This window comes from Prosthecodimorpha staleyi (genome assembly GCF_018729455.1).
In the GTDB taxonomy this organism is placed as follows: domain Bacteria; phylum Pseudomonadota; class Alphaproteobacteria; order Rhizobiales; family Ancalomicrobiaceae; genus Prosthecodimorpha; species Prosthecodimorpha staleyi.
Genome location: NZ_JAHHZF010000017.1, coordinates 21,182 through 45,319, shown reverse-complemented (window position 1 = coordinate 45,319; position 24,138 = coordinate 21,182). Strand labels below are relative to the sequence as shown.

At 70.7% G+C, this 24,138-nt stretch carries 16 protein-coding genes; 10 read left to right on the top strand and 6 right to left on the bottom strand.

Features of this window, described 5'->3' with window-relative positions; genetic code table 11:
- Positions 1 to 66 precede the first annotated feature (66 nt).
- Positions 67 to 1,095, bottom strand: a complete 1,029-nt coding sequence (locus KL771_RS26345) for a TRAP transporter substrate-binding protein (RefSeq protein WP_261971496.1) — start codon at positions 1,093 to 1,095, stop codon at positions 67 to 69.
- A gap of 179 nt (positions 1,096 to 1,274) precedes the next feature.
- On the opposite strand from KL771_RS26345, the gene KL771_RS26340 reads away from it, so the two are divergent.
- The 6 genes from KL771_RS26340 to KL771_RS26315 all read left to right on the top strand — a co-directional run bounded on the left by KL771_RS26340 (position 1,275) and on the right by KL771_RS26315 (position 12,807).
- The gene (locus KL771_RS26340; protein ID WP_261971495.1) at positions 1,275 to 2,318 is read left to right on the top strand and encodes a LacI family DNA-binding transcriptional regulator; all 1,044 of its coding nucleotides are present in this window, start codon (positions 1,275 to 1,277) and stop codon (positions 2,316 to 2,318) included.
- Positions 2,319 to 2,644: 326 nt separating this feature from the next.
- A complete protein-coding gene (locus tag KL771_RS26335) occupies positions 2,645 to 6,352 on the top strand; it encodes a DUF4132 domain-containing protein (protein WP_261971494.1) in 3,708 nt (1,235 codons plus the stop codon).
- The gene (locus KL771_RS26330) at positions 6,352 to 7,443 is read left to right on the top strand and encodes an ATP-binding protein (protein WP_261971493.1); all 1,092 of its coding nucleotides are present in this window, start codon (positions 6,352 to 6,354) and stop codon (positions 7,441 to 7,443) included. The genes KL771_RS26335 and KL771_RS26330 overlap by 1 nt, the downstream gene beginning before the upstream one ends.
- A gap of 8 nt (positions 7,444 to 7,451) precedes the next feature.
- Positions 7,452 to 9,794 (top strand): DUF5682 family protein, encoded by a 2,343-nt coding sequence (locus KL771_RS26325; RefSeq protein WP_261971492.1) that lies wholly within the window; start codon positions 7,452 to 7,454, stop codon positions 9,792 to 9,794.
- Positions 9,791 to 10,915, top strand: a complete 1,125-nt coding sequence (locus tag KL771_RS26320) for a VWA domain-containing protein (protein ID WP_261971491.1) — start codon at positions 9,791 to 9,793, stop codon at positions 10,913 to 10,915. The genes KL771_RS26325 and KL771_RS26320 overlap by 4 nt, the downstream gene beginning before the upstream one ends.
- Positions 10,912 to 12,807, top strand: coding sequence for an SWIM zinc finger family protein (locus KL771_RS26315; protein ID WP_261971490.1), 1,896 nt, complete (start codon positions 10,912 to 10,914; stop codon positions 12,805 to 12,807). The genes KL771_RS26320 and KL771_RS26315 overlap by 4 nt, the downstream gene beginning before the upstream one ends.
- Positions 12,808 to 12,841: 34 nt before the next feature.
- On the opposite strand, the gene KL771_RS26310 is transcribed toward KL771_RS26315, so the two are convergent.
- The 5 genes from KL771_RS26310 to KL771_RS26290 form a co-directional block, all read right to left on the bottom strand.
- Positions 12,842 to 14,809 (bottom strand): hydantoinase B/oxoprolinase family protein, encoded by a 1,968-nt coding sequence (locus tag KL771_RS26310; protein WP_261971489.1) that lies wholly within the window; start codon positions 14,807 to 14,809, stop codon positions 12,842 to 12,844.
- A 3-nt stretch (positions 14,810 to 14,812) separates the two neighbouring features.
- Positions 14,813 to 16,855, bottom strand: a complete 2,043-nt coding sequence (locus KL771_RS26305; RefSeq protein ID WP_261971488.1) for a hydantoinase/oxoprolinase family protein — start codon at positions 16,853 to 16,855, stop codon at positions 14,813 to 14,815.
- Between the two features lie 4 nt (positions 16,856 to 16,859).
- A complete protein-coding gene (locus tag KL771_RS26300) occupies positions 16,860 to 17,366 on the bottom strand; it encodes a GNAT family N-acetyltransferase (protein ID WP_261971487.1) in 507 nt (168 codons plus the stop codon).
- Positions 17,366 to 18,694, bottom strand: coding sequence for an NAD(P)/FAD-dependent oxidoreductase (locus KL771_RS26295; RefSeq protein WP_261971486.1), 1,329 nt, complete (start codon positions 18,692 to 18,694; stop codon positions 17,366 to 17,368). Before KL771_RS26295 ends, KL771_RS26300 begins: the two co-directional genes overlap by 1 nt.
- Before the next feature lie 204 nt (positions 18,695 to 18,898).
- The gene (locus KL771_RS26290) at positions 18,899 to 19,786 is read right to left on the bottom strand and encodes a GNAT family N-acetyltransferase (RefSeq protein WP_261971485.1); all 888 of its coding nucleotides are present in this window, start codon (positions 19,784 to 19,786) and stop codon (positions 18,899 to 18,901) included.
- A gap of 192 nt (positions 19,787 to 19,978) precedes the next feature.
- On the opposite strand from KL771_RS26290, the gene argE reads away from it, so the two are divergent.
- The 4 genes from argE (at position 19,979) to KL771_RS26270 (ending at position 24,081) form a co-directional block, all read left to right on the top strand.
- The gene (argE, locus tag KL771_RS26285) at positions 19,979 to 21,103 is read left to right on the top strand and encodes an acetylornithine deacetylase (protein ID WP_261971484.1); all 1,125 of its coding nucleotides are present in this window, start codon (positions 19,979 to 19,981) and stop codon (positions 21,101 to 21,103) included.
- Positions 21,104 to 21,152: 49 nt separating this feature from the next.
- Entirely contained in the window at positions 21,153 to 22,076 is a 924-nt protein-coding gene (locus KL771_RS26280) for a 2-hydroxyacid dehydrogenase (RefSeq protein ID WP_261971483.1), read from the top strand.
- 32 nt (positions 22,077 to 22,108) lie between these two features.
- The gene (locus tag KL771_RS26275; RefSeq protein ID WP_261971482.1) at positions 22,109 to 22,462 is read left to right on the top strand and encodes a cupin domain-containing protein; all 354 of its coding nucleotides are present in this window, start codon (positions 22,109 to 22,111) and stop codon (positions 22,460 to 22,462) included.
- Positions 22,463 to 22,617: 155 nt separating this feature from the next.
- The gene (locus tag KL771_RS26270; protein WP_261971481.1) at positions 22,618 to 24,081 is read left to right on the top strand and encodes an aldehyde dehydrogenase family protein; all 1,464 of its coding nucleotides are present in this window, start codon (positions 22,618 to 22,620) and stop codon (positions 24,079 to 24,081) included.
- Positions 24,082 to 24,138 lie beyond the last annotated feature (57 nt).

Sequence of the window (24,138 nt, the reverse complement as noted above, 5' to 3'; positions counted from 1 at the left end):
CAGATGGGGGGCAGACGGGCGCCGTCGGCCGGATGTGCGCTCCGGCCGACGGCGCGTGGAAAGCGATCAGGCAAGCTGCCGGATCTTCTCGATCATCGCCTTGGTCTCCGGGCTCTTGGCGCCGAACTGATCGAACAGCGGCGCGGTCAGCTTGGCCCACTGCGCGCGTTCCTCCGGCGAGATCCGGTTGACCGAGCAGCCGAGCTTCTCGAGATCGGCGAGCGCTTTGTCGGCATTGGCGCGGTTGGTCGCGCGCTGCTCGGCGAACACCTCCCGGGCGGAACTCCGGACCAGGTCCTGCAGGTCGGCCGGCAGCCCGTCGAGCCAGCGGGCGTTGACCCGCACCGCCTTGGGCAGGAACCAATGCGCCGTCACGGTGACGTTCTTAGCCTGCTCGTACCACTTGAAGCCGAGCACGGAGAAGAAGTCCGAATCGAGCCCGTCGATCACGCCGGTCGAAAGCGCCGAATACTGCTCCGAATAGGGCAGCGGCGTCGGATTGGCGCCGAGAGCTTTCCAGAAGTCGACCCAGATGCGCAGCTCGGGTACCCGGATCTTGAGGCCCTTCAGACTGTCGAGCGCGGTGACCGGACGCTTGGACAGGATGTGGCGGAAGCCGGTCTCCGCATAGGCGACGAATTCGACGCCGGTCTTCTTGCGGGCGATATCCGAGACCTCCTTGCCGAGCGGTCCCTGCAGCACGCGGTCGACATGGGCCTCGTCCTTGTAGATGAAGCCGGGCGCGCCGCCGAAGGCCGCGATTTCCGGCGCGATCGCCTCCTCGCTGTCGGGGCCGGCGGTCGTGACCTGGATGGTGCCGATGCGGCTGCCTTCAAGCGCCTGGGCGAGGCCGCCGAGCTGGGCGGCGGGAAAATGCTGGGCGTCGATCCGGCCACCGCTCTTGTCCTTGAGGATGCCGGTCCACTTCTCGAAGGCGAGCGTGATCGGCGTGCCGATGCCTTCGGTATGGGCGATGCGGCATGTGAACTTCTGCTGCGCCCGCGCGGCAGTGATCACGCCCGGCATCGCCAGGGCCGCGAGCCCGAGGCCGCCGAGGCGCCGGCGCGAAATCGGTGTTCCGAAGCTCGAATCCATGAAATCCTCCCGATCGGTCTTTTTGGACAGGGCGAACGCACCCCCGGCACTCCGGGTCGACGTCGCAGCGTCTGAAGGGGACGGTACGTGCAAACGATTGCGCTGTAAACAGCCTGACCTGCCTGCTAGTTTGTCGTCAATGAACCAAAGGATGCGCAATCGATTGCGCGAGGCTGCCGATGAAGCAACCGGTCAAGATGAAGGATCTCGCCGAAGCGCTCGGCCTTTCGGTGTCGACGGTCGCCCGGGCGCTGGCGGATTCGCCGCGGATCAGCCGAGAGACCCGCGAGCGGGTCGCCGCGGCGGCCGAGCGGCAGGGCTATGTCGTCGACCGCGCCGCCCAGGCCATGCGGACGGGCACCAGCGCGATGGTCGGGCTCCTGGTGCCCGACATTCAGAACGACCTCTATTCGACCGCCGCCAAGGCCATCGCCCGCTGCTGCCGGGAACGGGGCGTGCAACTCGTGCTCGCCGTCACGGACGACGATGCGGCGCTCGAACTGCATCACCTGCGCAACCTGCGCTCCGCCCGGGCGATCGGGGTGATCATGATCCCGAGCATCGCCCCGCGTCCGGAGACGCTGAAGCTGATGCGCTCGATGGACCATATCCAGTTCGTCCGGCACTGCCCGGCGGTCTCTTCCGACTGGTTCGGGATCGAGGATGTCGAGGCGATGCGGCTTGCCGCCGGCCATCTGATCGCGCAGGGCCACCGCCGGATCGCCTATATCGGCTCCACGGTGGCGATCTCGACCGGGGAGTTGCGGCTCGCCGGGTTCCGCCGAACCCTGCAGGAGGCCGGCATTGCGGTCGACGAGGCGCTGATCCATGCCGGCAGCTGCGACAGCGAGTTCGGCCGCGCCGCCATGGACCGGCTGCTCGCCGCCGACCGCCCGCCGAGCGCGGTGGTGACCGCCGGCGCCCGCATCAGCATCGGCGCCTATGACAGCGTGCGCCGGCACGGCGTGTCGGTTCCCCGGGACCTGTCTTTTGTCGGCTTCGGCGATTCGCCGACCCTGCGCTGGTGCGGTGACGGCATCACCACCATCGCGTTGCCGGTCGAGGACCTGGCGACGGCGTCGACGGACTTCCTGTTCCGGATGGCCACGCGCGAGGGGCAGGACCGGGAGACGCGGTGCAAATTCATGCTCCGCCCGACCCTGATCGAGCGCGGATCGACGGCGGCGCCGAGCCTTGTGCCGGCAGTTGAAATGGCCGGGTGAAGCGGCATCGTTCGACCCGCGAAGCCTGGGCCGCCGTCCGGCGCGGCCATTGCCGGCATCTCCTGAGCGTGCTGCGATTTTCCCGGCTGCCGGGCAGCCCCGCCGGCGAGGCCGATGACGGGAGGACCGATCTGTTCGCGTCCGGAGTGGCGCAACGCCGCCTCTCGGCCGCTCTCCGAGGGCCGGCGCCACCGTCGGCCCCGCGCGTCCCCGCGATCCGGCCGGCGCCGATGTCCTTGCCCAGATCATGGCTGAACGGCCGTCATGCAACTTGCACGGTTGCGCCGTTTAAGTGTTGAATTGCGGGCCTTCGCTTTGGGGATGTCATGCCGAGTCTGATCGATCGCCTGCTGGGCCGCGCGGAGCCGGAGACCGGTCTCGACCCGGCCGATCTGACGAGCCTCGAAGCCTTCTTCCGCGCCTTCGAACCGCTCGCCGGAGCGATCCCCGGCACGGACTCCTCGCTGCCGAAGCGGACCCGGCGCTATGTCCTCTTCGGCGAGGACGAGGCGGTGGTGGGCCTCATATGGGAGAAATTCACCCTTAGGTTTCAAATGCACCCATTTGACAGCGGAGCGGTGCTGCTGGCCGTGCCGATCGTCGATTTCCTGAACGCGCCGAAAAGCTGGCGGCCGGAGATCGTCTTTCGGCTGGCCCGCGTCCTGGATGCGGGTTTCAATCACAATGAATGGTGGCGCCGGTACCATGGCGGACCTGCGACGCCGGATTGGCTGCGCGCCTACGTGAGCAGCGCTCTGAGCGCGTCCTCGACGCTGGACCGCGCGCAACGTCGCTCGCCCTGGTCGGAGAGCCTGTCGAGCGGGCGGTTGCGGGATCTGTGCCGCGCCGCCGGCATCGACGAGGCCACGATCCTGAACATCGTCTTCAACGGGGTCGATCCCTTCACGCCGGGCGACGACGCCAACTCTTTCACGATGGCGGGCTTGCCCGATTTCATCCGCAGCCGCGCCGAGACAATGCCGGCCCATATCGCGGCGCTGACGGCACCGTCGCGCGCCAGTCTGATCGGCTATCTCGGCCACCATGGGCTCCTGAACGAGCCGGCGCTGTTCGATCTCGTCTATGCGGCGCAGCAGGATACGGCGAAGGGCGTGCGCGCCGCGGCGCGGGCGGCTCTGTCCGGGGCCGATCCCGAGCGTCTGCGCGAACGCATCGGCAGAGCGTTGTCCGAAGGTGGGCAGAAAGAGCGGATGACCGCGGTCGAAACCGCCGCGGCCTATCTGAAGGCGGAGGCCGCCGGCCTGCTGTCCCGCCATCTCGAGGGTGAGAAGGCCAAGCCGGTGCGGGCGGCCATCACATCGGCGCTGTCGGTTCTCGATGCCGCCGGCGGCGGGCAGGCCGCCGAGGAGACGACCGTTCGGGCCGAGGGGGGCGGGTCCTATCGCGGCCTCGGTGGCGTGACGGTGATCATCCCTCCGATCGTGCCGCCCGAGCCGGAGCGTCCTGTCGGCGCGGCCGGACGAGCTGCGCTCAAGGCCCATCTCGAAGAGTGGAACCGCGAGTTGGAAACCCGTCGCGACAGTTCTCCCGCGGCATGGGAGCTATGCCGTCCCGGACTGGCCGACGACGTGCTGCGCGTGATGGACGGCGAGCCCGTCGAAGGGGATGTCGGACTGCCCGTTCTACTGGCGTCCGGCCACGTCGTTCCCAAGCCCGCCGTCACGATCAGAAGCATCTTCGAACTGCCCGACTTCACCTTGCAGCATCTCGCACGCTGGTGGGTCGCAAGAGGCATGCAGGGATATCAGGCTGTCTCCTGGCTGTTCTCTGCCGACAGCCGGTTGATGGCAAAGGCGCCGGCGGGCGCCGATGTGCGGACCCTGATGCCGCTGCTGCCCTTCGAACCGGACTATCCGCTGCGCGCACTGATCGCAGACGGCTACAATTTCAATGATCTCGCCGACGTCCAGATCGACCGCTTCTGGCCCTATTTGGCGGAGAATCTTGCGGTCATCGATCAGGCGCTCGGCCTTGCCGCCCCCGGGCAGAAGACGGCGCTGTCCCTGGATCGCGCCCTGGTGCTTCTGTCCTGGCTGCCGGCAATCCCCGAGCGCTATCTTTCCCGTCTGATCGAGTTGGGGATCGGCGATCGGGCTCCGTCGCGAAGCCTGGCACAGAGCCTGCTCGCCGATTTCGCCGGTGCGGATCCGTTGCTCCGTCCCCTGGTTCAGTCGCCCAAGGCCGAAATCCGGGCGCGCGCGGCCGCCTGGCTGGCCGCGCGCGGGGATCGGGAGGCGGTCGCGGTCATCGAGGCGGCGCTCGGCAAGGAGAAGTCGGAGGTGGCGCGCGCCGCCCTGCTGACCGCTCTGCGCCGGCTCGGCGGCGATATCGGGCGATTCATGTCGGCCGAGGCGCTGGCGCGCGAAGCCAGGGCGGGCCTGGCCCAGGCCAAGCCCGGGCCGGACTGGCTCCGCTTCGAGGTCATGCCGCCGCTGCTCTGGCGCGACGGCCGGCCGATCGATCCGGACGTGCCGCGCTGGTGGACGCTGGTCGCGGTGAAGCTGAAGCAGCCGCGCGGTAACGCTCTCTTCGACCTGCTGCTCGACGAGATGCAGCCGCAGAGCGCGGCGGCGCTCGGGGTGTTCCTGCTGCAATCCTTCATCGCCGAGGACACGCGCCGGCCGACCGAGGCCGAGGCCGCCGCCCATGCCGAGGCCCTGGTCGACACCCAATTGCCGGTCTATCGCTCCTGGCAGCCGGAAATGAGCCGGGAACGGCTCTATGCGATCCTGAAGCAGGAGAAACTGTTCCAGTTCTACGGCTCGGCGATCGACCAGAAGGGCATGCTGGGCCTCGCCGCCCGGATTCCGGGCGTCACCCTGGTCCAGATCGTGAAAGCCTACCTGAAGGAGTTCTATATCCGCACCGCCCAATGCCGGGCGCTGATGGAATGCGTCGCCGGCAACCCGGACCCGGTCGCCCTGCAGTTTCTGCTCGCCATCGCCAACCGCTACCGGACCAAGGGCGTGCAGCAGCGCGCGGCCGAACTGATCGACGAGATTTCCGCGGAACGCGGCTGGACGCGCGACGAACTCGGCGATCGGACCGCGCCGACCGGAGGTCTCGACGAGACCGGTCTCCTCGAACTGCCGATCGGCGACCGTGTCTATGGCGCACGCCTGGATGCCGGACTGAAGCTGGCCCTGTTCAACCCCGACGGCAAGCCGGTCCAGGGGCTGCCGGCGACGGCCGACGACGAGGCGGGCCTTGCGGCCGCCAAGAAGCAGCTGTCCCAGGCGCGCAAGGAGATCCGGCAGGTCGTCGACCTGCAGTCCCAGCGCCTCTACGAGGCCTTCTGCTGCGAACGCCGCTGGCCGATTGCGGAGTGGACCGGCTTCCTGCTGCGCCACCCGGTCATCGGCCGGCTGGTCCAGCGGTTGGTTTGGCTCGGTTACGACGCCTCCGGCGCGGTCGTCGCCGCGTTCCGGCCGCTCGACGATCTCACCTTGACCGACGCAGCCGACACGCCGGTCGATCCGGCGGATTTCGCCACCGTCGGTCTCGCCCATCCGCTGCATATGTCGCCCGGGGATGCGGAAGCCTGGCAGCGCCATCTCGCCGACTATGCGATCGAGCCGCTCTTCGTACAGTTCGGCCGGCCGATCCTGCGCACCGACCCGGCCGCGGCGCAGGCCAAGACGATCGGGGATCGGGAGGGCCATCTGGTCGACGCCTTCACGCTGCGCGGCGTCGCCACCAAGCGCGGCTATCAGCGCGGGCCGACCGGCGACGGCGGCTGGTTCACGACCTATGAGAAACATTTCGAATCGCTGAAGCTGGTCGTGGTGATCACGTTCTCCGGCAATGCCCTGCCCGAGGAGAACCGAACGACGGCGTTGATGTCGCTGTCCTTCGTGCCGAAGACCGACGGCGGCAGTCCGCGCTACGGTCATCCGATGCTGCTGTCCGCGGTGCCGGCGGCGCTCATGTCCGAGGCCTGGAACGACTATCATGCGATCGCGGCGGCCGGCCGCGGCTTCGATCCGGCATGGCAGACCACGGTGCAGCTCTGATGCCGCCCGCCGAAATGCTGCGCCCCGCGGCCGAGCAGCGCCATGCCGACGAACTCGCCCGCCTGGCTGCGGCTGATACCGGGGGACGGCCGGACGGCTGGCGGCTTTCCCCGCGAGCGGTCCGGAGCTTCATTCTCGGCGAGCCCGGTCTCGGCGTGTCGCGCAAGTTCTTCGGCGACGACGGCCTGGTCGAGCGCGCCATCGTCAGCCTGCTGAGCGAACAGGGGCTTCTGCTGGTCGGCGAGCCGGGCACCGCAAAATCCATGCTGTCGGAGCTTCTGGCCGCGGCGATATCGGGAACCTCGACCCTGACAGTGCAGGGATCGTCCGGGACCACCGACGACCATATCCGCTACGGCTGGAACTATGCGCTGCTGATCGCCGAGGGGCCGAGCGAACGGGCGCTGGCCCCGTCTCCGGTGCTGCGCGCCATGACCGAAGGGCGGCTCGTGCGGATCGAGGAGATCACCCGTTGCCCGCAGGAGATCCAGGATGCGCTGATCTCGATCCTGTCCGAGAAGGTGATGGCCATGCCGGAACTCGGCGCGCACCGCTTCGCCCGGCCGGGCTTCAACATCATCGCCACCGCCAACCTGCGCGATCGGGGCGTCCACGAGATGTCGAGCGCCCTGAAGCGCCGCTTCAACTTCGAGACCGTGAAGCCGCTGGCCGACCCGGCCCTGGAGAGGGCGCTGATCCAGCGCCAGCTGGGCGATCGGCTGGCCGGCCTGGCGCCCCGGGTTCTCTGGCCCGACGAGGTGCTCGACGTGCTGGTCCAGGCCTTTCAGGACCTGCGCATCGGCCGAACCCAGGACGGTGCGCCGATCGCCCGTCCGGATGCGGTCATGTCCACGGCCGAGGCGGTCAACGTCGCCCATGCGGCCAGCCTCGATGCCGCCTGGTTCGGGCAGGGGCGGGTCGACGGCGGCCATGTCGGGCGCCAGCTGCACGGCGTGGTGCTGAAGGACAACCCGGACGATGTGCGCAAGGTCAGAGCCTATCTCGACCAGATCGTCCGTCCGCGTGGCCAGCGTCAGAAGGCCTGGGCCGAGTTTCATGCCGCCGCCGCCAAGGCCCTGAAGGACGGTTGAGGCCGGGCATGGCCGAGGGCGCCGCCGAGATCGTCGTCTTTCCGATCCGGCATCACAGTCCCGCCTGTGCGGCGATGCTGGCCGTGGCGCTCGACGAGATCCGTCCCGCGAGACTGCTGATCGAGGCACCGGCGGATTTTGTGGACCTGATCGGGGCGCTCGCCGACCCGCGCATCGTGGCGCCGGTGGCCATCGTCTCGATGCCCGACCGAACATCGTCCGGGACCGACTCCGAGGCGATCTCGTACTATCCGCTGTGCGATCATTCGCCCGAACTGGTCGCCCTGCGCTGGGCGTTCCGCAACGGCGTGCCGGTGACGGCCATCGACCTGCCATCGCGCCATCCCGCCATGCTCGATCCTGGTGCTGCAGCCGAGGGGCATCCGGTCCTGCTGACACAGGAGGAGGCGTTCACAGCCGGCGCCTATGTTCGTGCACTCTGCGAACGGACCGGCGCCCGCGACGGCAACGAGGTCTGGGATCGTCTGTTCGAAAGCCGGATCGGGCATCGGGACTGGCGCGGCTTCTTCCAAACGGTCGAAACCTATTGCCGGCATCTGCGCGAAACCCTGTCGCCGCAGTCGCATGCCGACGACGGCAGGCTCGCCCGCGAGGCGCATATGCGACACGTCCTCGCGGAGGCCGCCGCGGCCGGTGGGCTGCTCGCGGTCGTGGTCGGCGGACTGCACGTGCCGGCTCTGCAGGCCGAGACCCGGCCGGTATCGCAGCCGTCGCCGGCCGGCCGACTTGCGCTGGTGCGCTACGACTATGCGCGGCTCGACCGTGCCGACGGCTACGCGGCCGGTCTGCCGTCGCCCGGCTTCTATGAGCGCCTCGCGCATGCATTCGCCAGCGATGCGACGGCGACATGGGACGGACTGGCGCTCGACATCCTCGTCGGCTTCGCCGACCGTCTGCGGCGCGACGGGCAGGACGCGGCGTTCCGGCTGCCGACCCTGCGGGCCGCCGCCGAGACCGCATCGCGGCTTGCCGTCCTGCGCGGACTGCCGGGTCCGGGCCGCAGCGAACTGATCGATGCCGTGCGGGCAACCGCCGTCAAGGACGCGGTCGAGGCCGGGACCGCGCCGGTGCTTGCGGCCTTCGAGGGCTATCTGACCGGCGACCGGATCGGCGAGGTGCCGCCCGGCCGTTTCGTCGTGCCTCTGGTCGAGGACGTCCGCGCCACAGCCCGGGCCCTCGGCTTTGCGCTCGATCGCGCCGCGCCGGCCTCCCGGGTCCTCGATCTCCAGCGCAAGCCCCGTCACCGCGCCGCGAGCCGTTTCCTGCATGCGCTCGACCTGATCGGAGCGGGCTTCGCGCGCCGCATCTCCGGTCCCGATCCGGGGCAACGGCGTCGGTCGACCCAACTGCACGAGACCTGGAGCTATGCCTGGGGGCCGGCTGTCGAGGCGGCCCTGTTCGACCGCCTGCTTGACGGCGATCGGCTGGAAACCGTCTGCAGGACCGAGATCCTGCGTCGCCTCGAAGGGCTGGCCAAGGACGGCCGCGGTCGCGAGGCGGCCCCCGCCGCGGCGCTCTATGCCGCCGCACGGCGCGCGGGTCTCGGCGGCGAACTGGCGGCGATCGCGTCGCGGATCGAAGCGATCCTCGTCGAAGTGAGTGCGCTGCCGGACCTGCTGGCGGCCTTCCGGATCCTGTCGGCGCCGGCGCAGGGAGAGCCCGAACAGACGGCCGCCGCCCTGGTCGGCCTGTGCTATCGCCGTCTCGCCGCCTCGCTCGCCACCCTGTCGGATCTCGACGGGCAGCAGGCGATCGCGGCGGCTCGCGGCCTTGCCGATCTGGCCGCCGATCTGACCGATCCGGAAAACCTCGCGGCATTCGATCGGACGCTGCTGACCGAGGCTGTCCTGGACCTGATCGACGGCGACCTGCCGCCTTTTCTGCTCGGTGCGGTGGCGGCCGTTGCACGCGTTCTCGGATGCCTCGGCGAAGAAGCCTTCGAACGGCGCGTGCAGAACGCATTTGCCGGCGTCTACGAACAGGCCTCGGAGCGGGCCGCGGTCCTGAGCGGGATCCTCGCGGCCGTGCCACGCTTCCTGGTCGGCAGCCCGGCGCTGATCGGGATGGTCGACGGCTTTCTGGCGCGCCTCGACGATGTCACCTTCCTGGCCGTGCTGCCGGAACTGCGGCTGGCCTTCTCGTCCCTCAATCCGATCGAGATCGAGCGGATCGCTGCGCTCATTCCGGGGCTGCACGGTACCAGCGGCGCGCCCGACATGGCGGCCGGACTGACCGCCTCGGAACTTGCCGAGAATACCGCGATCGGCCTCCGGCTTGCCGAACGCTGGCGGGCCCAGGGGCTGGCCGCATGGCTGGCGGGCGAGGCATGAGCGAAACCGAGTCCGAAGGCGACCGGCTGCACCGCCTCAACCGCTGGCGCATGGCGCTCGGCCGCCATGCGGGCGATCTCGGCGGCGGTCTGTCGGAGCGGGACGCGCGCATCGACGGGGCACTGGAGGTGGTCTATGGCCGCGGTCTCGGTCGGCGCAGCCAAAGCGGCACGCTCGATCCTTCGCAGATCGCCCTGCCGGAATGGCTCGCAGACATGCGCCGGCTGTTTCCGCGCAGCGTGTTCGAGGCGGTCCAGGGCCATGCCATCGACCGGTTCGGGATGTCCGACCTGTTGGCCGATCCCGAACTCCTCGCACGGTTGGAACCGAACCGCGATCTGATGAAGGTGCTGCTCACCTTCAAGGGGCGGATCGATCCTCGTTTGGCCGACATGGCGCGCAAGATCGTGGCCGAGGTGGTCGACGAGATCGTGCGCCGGTTGAAGCCTCGCATGGAAAGGTCCCTGTCCGGCCGCCGCCGCCGGCATCGGGCGGTCGGGCTGCGCAGCGCGGCGGACTTCGATCTGGCCGGGACGGTCCGGAGCAATCTGGCGCACTACGATCCCCAGACGCGCCGGCTGGTTCCGCAGCGCCTGCGCTTCAACGGCCGGCAAAGCCGCCGCCTGCCCTTCACCGTGATCCTCTGCGTCGACCAGAGCGGATCGATGCTGATGTCGCTGGTTCATGCCACCGTCATGGCGTCGATCATGGCACGGCTGCCGGGCGTGGAGGTTCGCTTCGTGGTGTTCGACACGGCGGTGGTCGACCTGTCCGACCGCCTCGACGACCCGATCGATCTCCTTTTCGCCGTCCAACTGGGGGGCGGCACCAATATCGGGGCGGCGCTGGCCTATTGCGAAAGCCTGATCACCCAGCCGAGCCGGACCGTCCTGGCCCTGGTCAGCGACTTCTGCGAAGGCGCCTCGGTCGCCCGGCTGGTCGCCGCCGTTCGGCGCCTCAACGAGGCACGGGTGGTCACCCTCGGCTTGGCAGCGCTGGACGAGGCCGCCACGCCCGTCTACGACCGGGCGATCGCGGCGCGGCTTGCGGACGCCGGCATGCAGGTCGCCGCACTGACGCCGGACCGCTTCGCCGAATGGCTGGCGGACATCATCGCATGACCGGGACCCGGCTCGCCGCGGCCTATCGCGATGTGACCGAGGCGGATCTGGCGTCGGCCTCGTCACACGGCCTGGTCCGCCGGGCCAAGGCGGATGCCGCATCCGGACGTGGCGTTGCGGCGCTGTCGGAGACCGGGGAATTTACGTTCGCGATCGACGGCGAGACGGCGCGGCTCGGCGTCGGCGGCCTCGCCAAGAGCCGCTGCTCCTGCCCGTCGCCGATCCTTTGCAGGCATCGGATCGCTGCGGTCTTTGCCCTGCAGGGGCAAGGGGCCGGACTTTCGGACAAGGTTCCGCCGGCCGCAGTCCCGACGGTGCCGGCGGATGCGGTCCCGGCGGATGCGGCCCCGGAGGTGCCGCCTCGCACCCCGAAAGCGGCGGGTCCTGGCCGGGGCGAGCGGCCCGCCGTACCGTCCGACGACGGCGCCGCATCGGACCGGCCGGCAGCTGTTGGTGATCGCGGTTCCGCCGGCTCCGCGGCCCGGCAACCGTCCCGCCGCGCAGCGGCAGCGGCGGTCCCGGACTGGCCGCGCCGGGTCGAGGCATTGCTCGGCCGGATCTTCGCCACGGGTCTTTCCGTCGCCTCGGATCGGTTCGACCGTGAACTGGCCGATTTTGCCGCGGCGGCGCGGGCGGCCGGCCGCCCGGATGTGGCGGCAGGCCTGGGCACCATCGCCGATGGGCTGGATCGGGCGCGCCGGCGCGATCCGGCTTCCGATGTCCGGACGCTGCTGGTCGATCTCGGCCTCGCGGCCGCGGCGGCAGGCCGCGACGACGCGTTTGCGGACGGCGTCGGAAACGCCGAGCGCCGGCCGGCAGAAGCGGCCGCGCCCCCCCTGCCGCCCGACATGGAACTGATCGGGCTCGGCGGGCATCTCTGGGTGGCGCCATCCGGCGCTCGGGGCGTGACCGCCGCCTTCTACGACACGGCGGCCGGGATCATCCGGCACGCGACCCTGGTGCGGGCCCATGGCCAGGATCCCGGCTTCGAGCCGGCCCGGGGCTATTTCGACGCGGCCGTCTGGGGGCATGTCCTCGCAGATCTGTCCGGGCGCCGTTTCCGTCTCCAGGATGCGGTCGCGACCTCACGCGGCGATATCGCGACCGCGCGCCACGGCCGGGTGACGGCCGCCGAGCCCTGGGCGGCGGCGATCGAGGCGGTCAGCGCCTGGCCCGTCGCCTTCGACGACTGGTCGCGGCTCCAGGCCCACCTGCGCGAACGCCTGGATGCGACGGCCGCATCTTGGGAAGAGGCCATCGCAACCGCTATCCTGATGCCCTCGGCATCGGCACCGCTCGAACGCGATGCGGTCCGCCACGCCGTGCGCTGGCCGATCGTCGATGGCGGTGGACGCTGGCTGGGTCTCGAAATCGACGCCGAGCCGGCGGCTCGCGCGCGGATCGAGGCGCTCGGCCGCCTGACCGAGCATGGCGCGCCCTGGGCCGTCGTCGTCGCGGCAGGCATCCGGGACGGGCGGATCGCGCTGACGCCTTTTGCGCTGATCGAGCGGACGACCCTGGCGTTGGACTGTGCCCGGCCCGCCGCGGCCTCCGCAGCCTCGGAGCCGACCGTGAGGATCGCCCCGCCACAATTCGCGGAAGACCGGAGCGGGACCGCGACCGAACGGCTGATCGACGACGCGCTCGATCGCATTCTCACCCTGGCGGAGCAGGGCGAGGCGGCCGGTCCTGCCGTCCATCGCGCGACCGCGGGGGATCTCGCCACCGCCGTCCGGGCCGCGGCGCTGGAACCTGTCGCCGGTCTCCTCGACCGTGTCGTGGCGGCGTCGGACGCCGGTCTGCCGGCGCGATGGCTGCGGGTCGTCTTTGCGCTGGCCGCGACCCGTCATGCACGGCTCAAACTGCCGCTGCTGCGTCGCGTCCGGGCTTGATTCCGAGCGCGGACCGCCGGACCGCATGCGCCCCTCACCAGCGGAATTGCGCGCGCAGGCCCGCGAAGATCGCCGCCATCTCCTCGGCGACCGATGCCGCGCCGGCCGTGCGGGCGTCGACCCGGTCGAACACGCGCTGCTTCAGGAAATAGCGCCAGTCGACCGGGGCGGCGGCGAGGAAATCGGTCAGGAGCGCGAAGCGTTCCTCGGTCCAGACCGCCTCGAAGGCGTCGCGCTCGGCGCCGAACGCGAAATCCCGGGCCGGCCGGGTGGGGCGTCCGGCGCGAAGCGCCACCGTGGCGGCTTCGTCGACGGCGCCGTCGCGCAGCACGACACCGTAGTCGTGGGCCGCGCTCTCGGCCGAGACGGCGCCGCGTCGGACATCGGCCAGCACCCTTTCGGCCGGCCGCTCGAACGGATCGCCCCAGCCGCCGGCACCCGGGCCGACCACGCGGACCACGTCGCCGGGCCCGCAGCGCACGACATCGGTGTTGCCGAGTTCGACCGCATCCGGCCGGCCGGGATTGCGCACGAAATGCGAGACGCGGCCGGCTTCGCCACCGGCCACGCCCCAGCCGGCCAGGATGGAGCGGTTGCGGTTGCGCGCCGTCACGACCGTGTCGGGCGCGGCGATCTCGAATTCCATCACCGCCGACAGCCCGCCGCGATGGCGGCCGGGCGCGCCGGTATCCGGCTCCAGCCCGTAGCGCAGGAAGCGGATCGGCACCTCGGCCTCGGAGATCTCGATCGGGGTGTTGCGCAGGAAGCCGGTCGCGCCGCCGGCCCCGTCGCCGCCGTCGCCGAAGGGCGTGCCGCCGCCACCGCCGCCGACCGGGCCGATCGAGGCCATCACGGGCCGCCCGTTCCGACCGGCCGTCTTGATGTTCATGATCGCGTTGCCGCCCGGCGAGGCGGCCGGGATCAGGTCCGGCAGCGCCTTGGCGAAGGCGCCGACGGTGACGATCTGGGTCATCGCGCAGGTCAGCGAGCGCATGCCGACCGCCGCCGGCCTGGTGCAGTTGACGACCGAGCCCTCCGGCAGCACGGCGCGCGCCGGGCGCAGCGTGCCGGCATTGAGCAGGAGGCTGTTGTCGAGGGTGAACAGCACATAGGTCAGCCCGACCATGACCAGCGGATGGCGCTCGCGCCCGCCCGTCGGCATGTTGAGCGAGGAGGCGAGCTGCGGGTCGCTGCCGGTATAGTCGAGCTCGATCTCGTCGCCGCGGATCCGGAGCGTCAGCGCGATCCGGCTCGGGCGGCCGCCGGGGGCGTCCTCGTCGGCATAATCGGCGAAGAAATAGTCGCCGTCCGGGATGGTCGACAGGATGCGCCGCGCCTGAGCCTCGGCATAGTCGAGGATCGCCTCGACGCCTTCGAGGAAATCGGCAAAGCCGAAGCGGCGGATAATCTCGCCGATCTTGCGCTCGCCGATCGCCAGCGAGGCGATCTGCGCCTGCAGGTCGCCGAGATTCTGCTCCGGCATGCGCACATTGGTGCGGATCATCTCGGCCACGAAGGGATCGAGCCGGCCCGCCGAGACCAGCTTGACCGGTGGGATGCGCAGCCCCTCCTGCTCGATCTCGGTCAGCGCGCGCGACAGCGAAGCCGGCACGGCGCCGCCGACATCGGTGTTGTGGATATGGCCGACCACGAAGCAGGCGATTTCGCCCTCGTGGAAGACCGGCTTCCAGACATGCAGATCCGGCGTGTGGGTGGCGACGAAGCCGCTATAGGGATCGTTGGTCAGCCCGATGTCGCCCTCTTCGTAGTGGTCGAACATGGCGATCAGAGGCTGGTAGTCGATGCCGCTGTACCAGGGCGCACCGAAATGGCGCGGATTGGCGAAGGCGAGCCCGTCGCGGGTGACGATCTGGCAGGAGAAGTCCTCGGTCTCCTTGACGAAGGCCGAATGCGCCGTGCGCATCAGCGTGAACGCCATGGCGTCGGCGGCGGCTTCGCAGAAATTGGCCAGGATCTTCAGGTTGCGGCGATCGAACGCCATGGCTCAGCCCTCCGACCGGGTGATGAGGAGGTTGCCGAGGCCGTCGACCGCGACATCGAAGCCGGGCGGTACCACCGTGGTGGTGTCGTCCTGGTCGATCACCGCCGGCCCCGCAAAACCGTGGCCGGCGCGCAGCGCCGCACGGTCGTAGAGTGCTGTCGGGGTTGCCCGGCCGTCGAAGAAGGCCGTGACGGTGGCCCGCGGCAGGGCAGGGCCGTCGGCCGCGGCGAGGCGCGCGAGGCGCGGCTTCGTCGTGCGGCCGACGATGACCAGGCGCAGGTTGACGATCTGGACGGTCGCGGACGGGTCGGCATGGCCGTAGACGCGGGCATGCTCGGCGTGGAAGGCGTCGCGCACCGCGCCGTCGTCGCCGGCGGCGAGCCAGGCCGGATCGAGGCGCGTCTCAATCTCGTAGGACTGGCCGGAATAGCGCATGTCGGCCGAAATCCCGATCTCGCCCGGCCCGCCAGAGCCCTGCCGGGCGAGCCAGTCGCGGGCCTCCGCGGTCAGTGCGCGGACGTCGCGGTCCAGCGCGGCGACCGCGTCCGCGTCGGCCTCTCGGTAGACCGTCCGGATGAAGTCGTTCTTCAGGTCGGCGATCAACCCGCCGAGCGCGGAGACCACGCCGGGCGAGGGCGGCACCACGACGCCCTTCATGTCCAGTTCGCGCGCCAGGAAGCAGGCCAGCATCGGGCCGGCGCCGCCGAAGGCGAACAGATGAAATTCGCGCGGGTCGATGGCGAAGCGCGAGACGAGGCCGCTGACCTCCGCGAACATGCCCGAGACCGAGACCTCGACGATCCGCCCGGCCACGGCCTCGATGGAGAGATCGAGGGCGGCGGCGAGCGGGGCGATCGCCTGGCGGGCGGCCTCCCGGTCGACCGAGACGGCACCGAAGCCGAGCGCGCGGTGGCCGATCAGGTTGGCGGCCGCCATCGCGTCCGAGATGGTCGCGCGCGTCCCGCCGCGGCCGTAGCAGGCCGGTCCCGGCGTCGAGCCGGCACTCTCCGGCCCGACCTGGAGCACGCCGAAATCGTCGACCCGGGCGATCGACCCGCCGCCCTGGCCGACCGAGGAGACCGAGACCGACGGGATGTGGATCTGGAAGTCGCCGACCCGTTCGCCGACGCCATATTGCGCCTCGCCGTCGAGGATCACCGCCACGTCGGCGCTGGTGCCGCCGATATCGAGGCTCAGCACCTGGCCGAAGCCGCTTTCGCGGGCGAGCCAGCCGGCACCGATCACCCCCGAGGCGGTGCCGGACAGGACCATCTGGACGCATTCGGCCCGCGCCTGGTCGAGCCCCATCACCCCGCCGTTGGACTTGGTGATCAGGATCGGCCCGGCCACGCCGGCGCCGCGCAGCGTCGCCTCGAAGCGGTCGAGATAGTGGGCGACACGCGGACGGACATAGCCGCTGATCACCGCCGTGACGGTGCGCTCGTATTCGCGGATGATCGGCCAGGTCTCCGCCGAGCCGATCACCGGCAGGTCGGGCGCCAGGCCGGCGATCAGGGCCGCGACGGCGCGCTCGTTGGCCGGATTGCGGTAGGCGTTGAGGAAGGCGAGCACGATGGCCACGGCGCCCGCCGCGCGGGCGGCGGCCACGGCAGCGGCGACATCGGCGGCCTGCGGCGCAGTCAGGACCTCGCCGGTCGCCAGTGTCCGTTCGTCGATGCCGAAGACGCGGTCGCGTGGGATCAGCGGCGCGGGGCGGACCGAATAGAGATTGTGGATCTGCGGGATCTTCAGCCGGCCGATCTCGAGCACATCCTCGAAGCCGCGCGTGGCGAAGAGGGCGAGCTTCGCGCCGTTGCGCTGGATCACCGTGTTGATGCCGACCGTGGTGCCGTGGGTGAAGCGTTCGACGGCCTCAGGGTCGATGCCGTCGCGCTCCTTCAGCCGCGCCAGGGCGGCGATCAGTTCCTCGCCGGGCCGGTCGGGGCGGGAGAAGACCTTGAGGCTGGCGAGCCGGCCGTCGGCATCGTCCAGCACCGCGAAGTCCGTGAAGGAGCCGCCGACATCCACCCCGATCCTGCAGGCCATGCGGTCAATCCTCCTCGGGCGGCGCGTCATCGCGCGGCCGGGTCCAGGTCATGAAGCGTTCGGGATCGGCTGGCCGGCGGTAGCCGGCGCGCTCGTAGACCGCATGGGCGTCGGCGGTGGCCAGCGTCCAGGTGCCGACGGTGGCGAGATCCGGGTGGTTGCGGATTTCGGCGGCGAGCCAGCTGGCGAGGCCGCGGCCGCGATGCGCCGGCTGGGTGAAGACATCGCGCAGATAGGCGAAGACCGCGTAGTCGGTCAGCACCCGCGCGAAGGCCGCCATGCTGCCGTCCGGGGCATAGATGCCGATCAGCAGCGAATGGGCGAGGCCGCGGTCCAGCTGTGCGCGCGGCATGCCGCGGGCCCAGTAGGACTGGTTGGCGAGGAAGTCGTGGACCGCGTCCACGTCGATCCGCGCCCGGTCGGTAGACAGGCAATAGCCGTCGCCGCGCTCCACCTCGAAGAGGCGCGGGAAGGCATCGCCCGCTTTCGCCGCCGGCCTGCCGTCGGTCATCAGATCATCCCCGGTTTTCCGAAATCAGTGCCGTCGATCATGCGCTCGTAGCGGAACGGCTGCGGGTCGACGACCGGCCGCGCGCCGGTGACGAAGTCGGCCATCAGCACGCCGGCGCCGGGACCGATGCCGAAGCCATGGGCGCTGAAGCCGGAACAGACATAGAGGCCCGGCTGCCGGCCGACCGGCGCCAGCACCGGGATCGCATCCGGCGTCATGTCGACCATGCCGCCCCAGGCGAAGGCCGGCTTGAGACCCGCGAGCGACGGATAGAGCCGGCCGATCCGCTCCAGGCCGCGCGCGATCAGATGCGCGTCGGGTGCGGGATCGAGCACGCGGTTGCGCTCGAAGGGCGAGATCGTGTCGGCCGTCCAGCGGGCGAAGGATTCCGGCCCGTCAAGGAACTGACGGCTGATGCCGTAGGTCAGGTTGCGGCGCCGCGCCAGGAAGGTGCGCCAGAAGGCCCGTGCCTGCAGCATGCCCCAGGGCGAGGCCTGCCACTGGCCCTGGCCGTTCAGCCCGACCGTATAGCCGCCGTCGAGCCGGCGCCGCAGCGAGACATTCTCCATCGACAGTCCGCCGTCGATCACCGCCGCGGCCGGCACGGTCGCGAAGCTGGTCGACTTGACGGAGGCCTGCAGGAACTTGATCCCATGATGGCGCAGGAACATGCCGGTCCAGACGCCGCCGGCCACCACCAGCGCCGAGCAGGCGATCCGCCCGCGCTCGGTGACGACCGCCGAGATCCGTCCGCCGGTGGTCTCGAAGGCGCGCGCGGCGCAGTCCTGCACGATGACGGCGCCGTGGCGCTGGGCGGCGCGCGCCATGGCGGGCACGGCCAGACCCGGTTCGGCATGCCCGTCGGTCGGCGAATGGACGCCGCCGATCCACTGGCCGGCATTGCCCGGCAGCCGTTCGGAGACCTCGCGGGCGGTCAGCATGCGGGTGTCGACGCCGTGTTCCCGTGCCGCCCGGCCCCAGGCCTCCCAGGTGGCGATGTCGCCTTGGCTGGTGGTGGCGTAGACGAGGCCCTTTTCGCGGAAGCCTGTCTCCTCACCGGTCAGCGCGTTCATCTCGCGCCACTGCCGCAGGCCGACCTGGGCGAGCGGCAGTTCGCGCAGGTCGCGGTTCTGCTGCCGGCACCAGCCCCAGTTCCGGCTCGATTGCTCGCCGGAGACCACGCCCTTCTCGATCACCGTGACCTGAACGCCGCGCCGCGCCAGTTCGAAGGCCGTCGCGATGCCGCCGATGCCGCCACCGAGCACGACGACCTCGGAACGGGCGGGCAGGCACTCGGCGCTGGCGACGGGGCTGACGGGGGGAGACATGCCGGGACCTCCTGTCTCGCGCCGGTCATCGATGGGCGGCCGGCGGATCGACGGATCCGGCGGATGCCGGTCTGAGCGAGGGTAGGGGTGCCGATCCGTCGCCGCATGCCGAAGGTGGGGAAGCGACAGCGGATTGTTCCGATTTGCCGCCCCCGTCCGGCGGGATTTGCTGCGCGGATGCCGGCGCCGGGGCCGCTCAGGTGATCAGCCGAGCGCCTGGCTCGCCAGGGCGTAGCGGCGCGGCCCGTCCGGCCGGCTGCCGAGATAGGGCTCGCGGCCGATCCCCATCGAGGTGACGATATCGTGGTCGGCGAGCCCGCAGCGCATCAGGAAGGCGAAGAAGTCGCCCTCCGCTTCGGGCGTGTCGCAGCGCAGGAAATCGCCCACATGGGCGGCGGCATGCGGCGCGGCGACGGCGATCGCATCGGCATCCGTGGCCGCCGCGACCGGGCCGATGACATGGCCGCGCCCGAAGCGCCGGCACAGGGCGAAGGCCTCGGGCCGGCCGTCACGGATCAGGAGCGTGCCCTCGGCCTCGGCGAGCAGGCGCGTCAGCATGGTCGCACGGTCCATGCCGGTCGCCGTCCGGTCGAGGCTCAGCACGTCGGCGTGGTCGGCCGGGCCGATCGGCCGGATCGTCGCGCCGTCCGGCATCGGCATGTCGGGCGGCGCGAGGGCTTCGCCCTGGCATTGGTGGATCGGGCGCTCGTAGATGAAGTCAAGCGATCGGTAGAGGCGGCGGGCGACGCGGGTCGCGGTCAGCGCGAGGCGGCGGCCCTCGTTGCGCCGCATCGCCTCGCTCATCAGCCAGCGGCCGGCGCCCAGTTCCTGCAGACGCGGCGAGGTGATCATCATGCCGACCATGGCGGCGTCGGAGCCGTAGTGCATCCACATCACCGAGCCGACCACCCGGCCGATCTCATCGACGGCGGCAAGGCCCTGGCCGAGATCGCGCAGCATCTGCCAGTCGCTCGCCCGGTGCGGCCAGCCGACCCCGATCGACAGGGCGTGCAGCGCTTCGAGGTCGACCGAGGCGATGTCGGTCAGGGTCAGCTCGAATGCGTCGAGGGAGAAGGTGACGTTCGGTTCCACCCGGCGGCCTCCGTCGCCGCGCGCCTCCCAGCGAGGACACGGCGCCATGGAAAGTGGTACCGCAAGCCGACGACAGAATGCACCGTCTTTGCCTGGCATTTCGGCATCGTGCACCGGATCCGGGCCGGCAAACGGCGTGCGAAAGCAGGCGCCGCGCATAGACTGGCGGCGCGCAACGAGGCGGGAGCGGGCATGACGGTCGAGGACATTCTGGCGCGGCTGGTCGCGGTTCCGTCCGTGGTCGGCCGGCCCAACGCCGCGATCGTCGAGTGTGTCGCGGATCTCCTGGCGGGCACCGGTGCGCGCGTTGCGGTGCTGCCCGGCCCGGAAGGCGACCGCGCCAATCTCTTTGCGACGCTCGGGCCGGCCGACCGGCCCGGCCTGATCCTGTCCGGCCATACTGACGTGGTCCCGGCCGGCGAACCGGACTGGCGCTCCGATCCGTTCCATCTGACCGTGGAGGGCGACCGCCTGGTCGGCCGCGGCACCAGCGACATGAAGGGCTTCCTGGCGGCGGCGCTCGCGGCGTTCCGGGCGCTGGCCGGGCGGACGCTGCAGAAGCCGATCCACCTCGCCTTCTCGTATGACGAGGAGGCCGGCTGCCGCGGCGTGCCGCACATGATCGCGCGGCTGCCGGAATTGTGCGCCAAGCCGGAGGCTGCCGTGATCGGCGAGCCGAGCGGGCTCGTCCCGATCCTCGGCCACAAGGGCAAGGCGGCGGCGCGGATCGCCGTCCAGGGCCGATCCGGCCATTCCTCGCGGCCGGACCTGGCGCTCAACGCCGTCCATGCCATGACGGAGGTGCTGGCGGTCGCGCTGGCGTCGGAGGCGGTCTGCAAGGTCGGGCCGCTCGACGCCGATTTCGCCCCGCCCTGGTCGACGGTGCAGATCGGCATCGTCGCCGGCGGCGAGGCGCTCAACGTCATTCCGGCCACCTGCCGGGCGGAACTGGAGGCGCGTGCCGTGCCGGGCGTCTCGCCGGCCGCCCTGCTCGAACCGGTCCGCGCCGCGCTCTCCGGCCTCGAGGCGCGCGGCTTCGCCACCGCCTGGGAGTGGATCGCCGACTATCCGGGCCTCGCCTTGCCGCGCGAGGCCGGCATAGCCCGGTGCCTCGCGGCGCTGACCGGGCAGGCGCCGATCGCGGCGGTCAGCTACGGCACCGAAGCGGGCCTGTTCCAGGCGGCCGGCATCGACGCGATCGTCTGCGGCCCCGGCGACATCGCGCGCGCCCACAAGGCCAACGAATATATCGAGCGCGCCGAACTCGAAGCCGCCCGGGTCCTGATCGAACGGCTGTGCCTGGATTTCGCCACCTGACCGTCCCTCCCGCCCATCCCGTCGCGACGCCGTCCGCGGAGGCCCCGCCATGACCTTCCTGTTCAATTCCGACGCCGTCCGTGCGCGCATTTTCGCCGCCCGCTTCGCCGAGGCGCTGCCCGGCCTGCGCTTCGCCGTGCCGGACGACGCCGTGCCGCCCGAGGCGGTCCGCTACCTGATCACCTGGACCCTGCCGCCGGACCTGCCGCGCTACGTCAATCTGGAGGTTCTGTTCTCGATCGGCGCCGGCGTCGACCAGTTCAACGTCGACGACGTGCCGCCGCATGTGCTGGTCGTGCGCATGGTCGAGGACGGCATCGTCCGCATGATGCAGGAATATGCCAGCCTCGGCGTGCTCGCCCTGCATCGCGATCTCGCCGGCTATCTCGGCCAGCAGCGCGACGCCGTGTGGCGGCATCGCGCCGTGCGGCCGGCGGCGGAACGGCGCGTCTCGGTGCTCGGCCTCGGCATGCTCGGGCGCGCCGTGCTCGACCGGCTGAAGCCGTTCGGCTTCCCGCTCGCCGGCTGGAGCCGGTCGGTCCAGGCGATCGACGGCGTCGCCTGCCATGCCGGCCCCGATGGATTGGCCCGCATGCTGCCGGAAACCGACATCCTGGTCTGCTTGCTGCCGCTGACCGCCGAGACGACGCGCATTCTCGATGCGAAGCTCTTCGCCGCCCTCGCCCCCGGCGCCGGCCTCGTCCATGTCGGGCGCGGCCCGCAACTCGACCAGACGGCGCTGATCGAAGCGCTCGACCGCGATCACCTCTCAGGCGCGGTCGTCGACGTGACCGATCCGGAGCCGCTGCCCGTCGATCATCCGCTCTGGCGCCACCCGAAGGTGATCCTGACCCCGCATGTCGCCAGCTTCACGCAGCCGGACGGCGCCGCGCGTGCGGTGATCGAGAATATCCGCCGCCACGAGGCCGGCCTGGAGCCCATCGGCCTCGTCGACCGCGGCCGCGGTTACTGATAGGAAGCCCTTCCCGACACTCGGAGTTTTCCATGTCCCTGCTGAAGCTGATCACCCCCAATCCGACCTTCGAACCGGTCGCCTCCAAGGCCGCGCCCGAGCGGCTCGTCGCCGGCGATCCGGCCTTCCTGACCTGGCAGCAGGACGAGGCGCGCGACGGTCAGGTGCGGACCGGCGTCTGGGAGGCGAGCCCGGGCGAGTATCGCTCGATCAAGGGCGAGAATTTCGAGTTCTGCCACATCCTGTCCGGTCTGGTGGAGATTGCCGAGGACGGCGGCGAGACCCAGACCTTCCGCGCCGGCGACAGCTTCGTGATGAAGCCGGGCTTCGTCGGCACCTGGAAGACCATCGAGACGGTACGCAAGATCTGGATCGTGGTCGGCTGACGCCGGGATGCGGTCGGCTGACGCCGGCCTCGGAACAAAGCGCTGCGCCGGCCCCCGAAAAAGGATCGGGGCGCCGGCTCCCCCTGGCGCCTCGGCGGAAACTGCCGCGGCGGACCGGTCATGGTGGGTCCTCCCTCCCGATCCGGAGCCCGCCCGTGACGCTCAGCTTCGATCCCGACCTGATCGCCTGTCCGCCCGCCCATTTCATCGGCGGCGAGCGGATCCTCGCCGCCGACGGCCTCGATCTGAAACGCCCGTCCGACGCCGTTTCCTTTGCGATGTGCCCGATCGCCGGCCCGGATCTGGTCGACCGCGCCGTCGCGGCGGCGCAGGCCGCCCTGGCGAGCAGCGGCTGGGGCCGGGCGCGCCCGCGCGAACGGACCAATGCCCTGCATCGCTGGGCCGACTTGATCGAGCGCCATGCCGTCGAACTGGCGCGGCTCGAAGCCGTCGCCTCGACACGGCCGATCGCCGAGGTTATGGCCGGCGACATCCCGATTACGGCCGAGCAGATCCGCTTCTTCGCGGAGTTCGCCGACAAGGAGGGCGGCGACCTGGTGCCGACCGGCGACGACAGCCTCGGGCTGATCGCCAGCGAACCCTATGGCGTCGTCGGCGCCATCACGCCCTGGAACTTCCCCCTCTCCATGGCCGCCTGGAAGCTCGGTCCGGCGCTCGCCGCCGGCAATGCGGTCGTGCTGAAGCCCTCCGAGATGACCCCCTTCGCCACCGTCCGGATGGCCGAACTGGCGGTCGAGGCGGGTCTTCCGGCCGGACTGATCAATGTCGTGCTCGGCGACGGCCCGGTCACCGGCACGGCCATCACCGGCCATCCGGACATCGCCAAGGTCAGCTTCACCGGCTCGACCGGCGCCGGTTCGGCGATCATGGCCAATGTGGCGCGCACCGGCGTGAAGCCGATGACGCTCGAACTCGGCGGCAAGAGCCCGCAGGTCGTGTTCGCCGATGCCGATCTCGACAAGGCGATCGCCGCCATCACGCGCAGCATCCTGGCCAATGCTGGCCAGGCCTGCGTCGCCGGCACCCGGCTGATCGTCGAGGCGAGCGTCGCCGAGGCGGTCGCGGATGGGATCGCGGCGGCCATGCGGGCGGTCCGGCCGGGTCCGACTTGGGACGCGGCGAGCGGCTACAGCCCGATCATCTCGGAACGCCAGATCGCTCGCATGGGCGGCCTCGTCGATGCCGCGGTGGCGCGCGGCGCGAACTGTCGGACCGGCGGCGCCCGCATGGACCGGCCGGGCTACTTCTTCGCACCGACCCTGATCGAGGGCGTCGATGCCGGCTCCCCGGCGGTGACGGAGGAGATTTTCGGACCGGTCCTGACCGTCGAGCCGTTCCGCGACGAGGACGAGGCCTACGCGATGGCCGATCATCCGACCTATGGTCTGGCCGCCGGGGTTTTCACGCGCGATCTGGCACGCGCTGTCCGGGCGAGCCGCCGGCTGCAGGCGGGCACCGTCTGGGTCAACCGATACGGCCGCTCGCGCGACCACATCCTGCCGACAGGTGGGTTCAAGAGTTCCGGAATCGGCAAGGATCTCGGCCGCGACGCCTACCGGGCCAACCGGCGGGAAAAGAGCGTGCTGATCGGACTTTAGGGGCGGTTCCGACCGCGGCCGGAGTCATCCGGCCCGACGGGTGCCGCGCCATCGAGG

Excerpts from the sequence above, each read along its gene's own strand:
- argE (WP_261971484.1), top strand. The coding sequence starts at position 19,979 with ATGACGGTCGAGGACATTCTGGCGCGGCTGGTCGCGGTTCCGTCCGTG.
- KL771_RS26275 (WP_261971482.1), top strand. The coding sequence starts at position 22,109 with ATGTCCCTGCTGAAGCTGATCACCCCCAATCCGACCTTCGAACCGGTC.
- KL771_RS26320 (WP_261971491.1), top strand. The coding sequence starts at position 9,791 with ATGAGCGAAACCGAGTCCGAAGGCGACCGGCTGCACCGCCTCAACCGC.
- KL771_RS26300 (WP_261971487.1), bottom strand. The coding sequence starts at position 17,366 with ATGACCGACGGCAGGCCGGCGGCGAAAGCGGGCGATGCCTTCCCGCGC.
- KL771_RS26345 (WP_261971496.1), bottom strand. The coding sequence starts at position 1,095 with ATGGATTCGAGCTTCGGAACACCGATTTCGCGCCGGCGCCTCGGCGGC.
- KL771_RS26295 (WP_261971486.1), bottom strand. The coding sequence starts at position 18,694 with ATGTCTCCCCCCGTCAGCCCCGTCGCCAGCGCCGAGTGCCTGCCCGCC.
- KL771_RS26315 (WP_261971490.1), top strand. The coding sequence starts at position 10,912 with ATGACCGGGACCCGGCTCGCCGCGGCCTATCGCGATGTGACCGAGGCG.
- KL771_RS26330 (WP_261971493.1), top strand. The coding sequence starts at position 6,352 with ATGCCGCCCGCCGAAATGCTGCGCCCCGCGGCCGAGCAGCGCCATGCC.
- KL771_RS26305 (WP_261971488.1), bottom strand. The coding sequence starts at position 16,855 with ATGGCCTGCAGGATCGGGGTGGATGTCGGCGGCTCCTTCACGGACTTC.
- KL771_RS26310 (WP_261971489.1), bottom strand. The coding sequence starts at position 14,809 with ATGGCGTTCGATCGCCGCAACCTGAAGATCCTGGCCAATTTCTGCGAA.
- KL771_RS26340 (WP_261971495.1), top strand. The coding sequence starts at position 1,275 with ATGAAGCAACCGGTCAAGATGAAGGATCTCGCCGAAGCGCTCGGCCTT.
- KL771_RS26335 (WP_261971494.1), top strand. The coding sequence starts at position 2,645 with ATGCCGAGTCTGATCGATCGCCTGCTGGGCCGCGCGGAGCCGGAGACC.
- KL771_RS26325 (WP_261971492.1), top strand. The coding sequence starts at position 7,452 with ATGGCCGAGGGCGCCGCCGAGATCGTCGTCTTTCCGATCCGGCATCAC.
- KL771_RS26280 (WP_261971483.1), top strand. The coding sequence starts at position 21,153 with ATGACCTTCCTGTTCAATTCCGACGCCGTCCGTGCGCGCATTTTCGCC.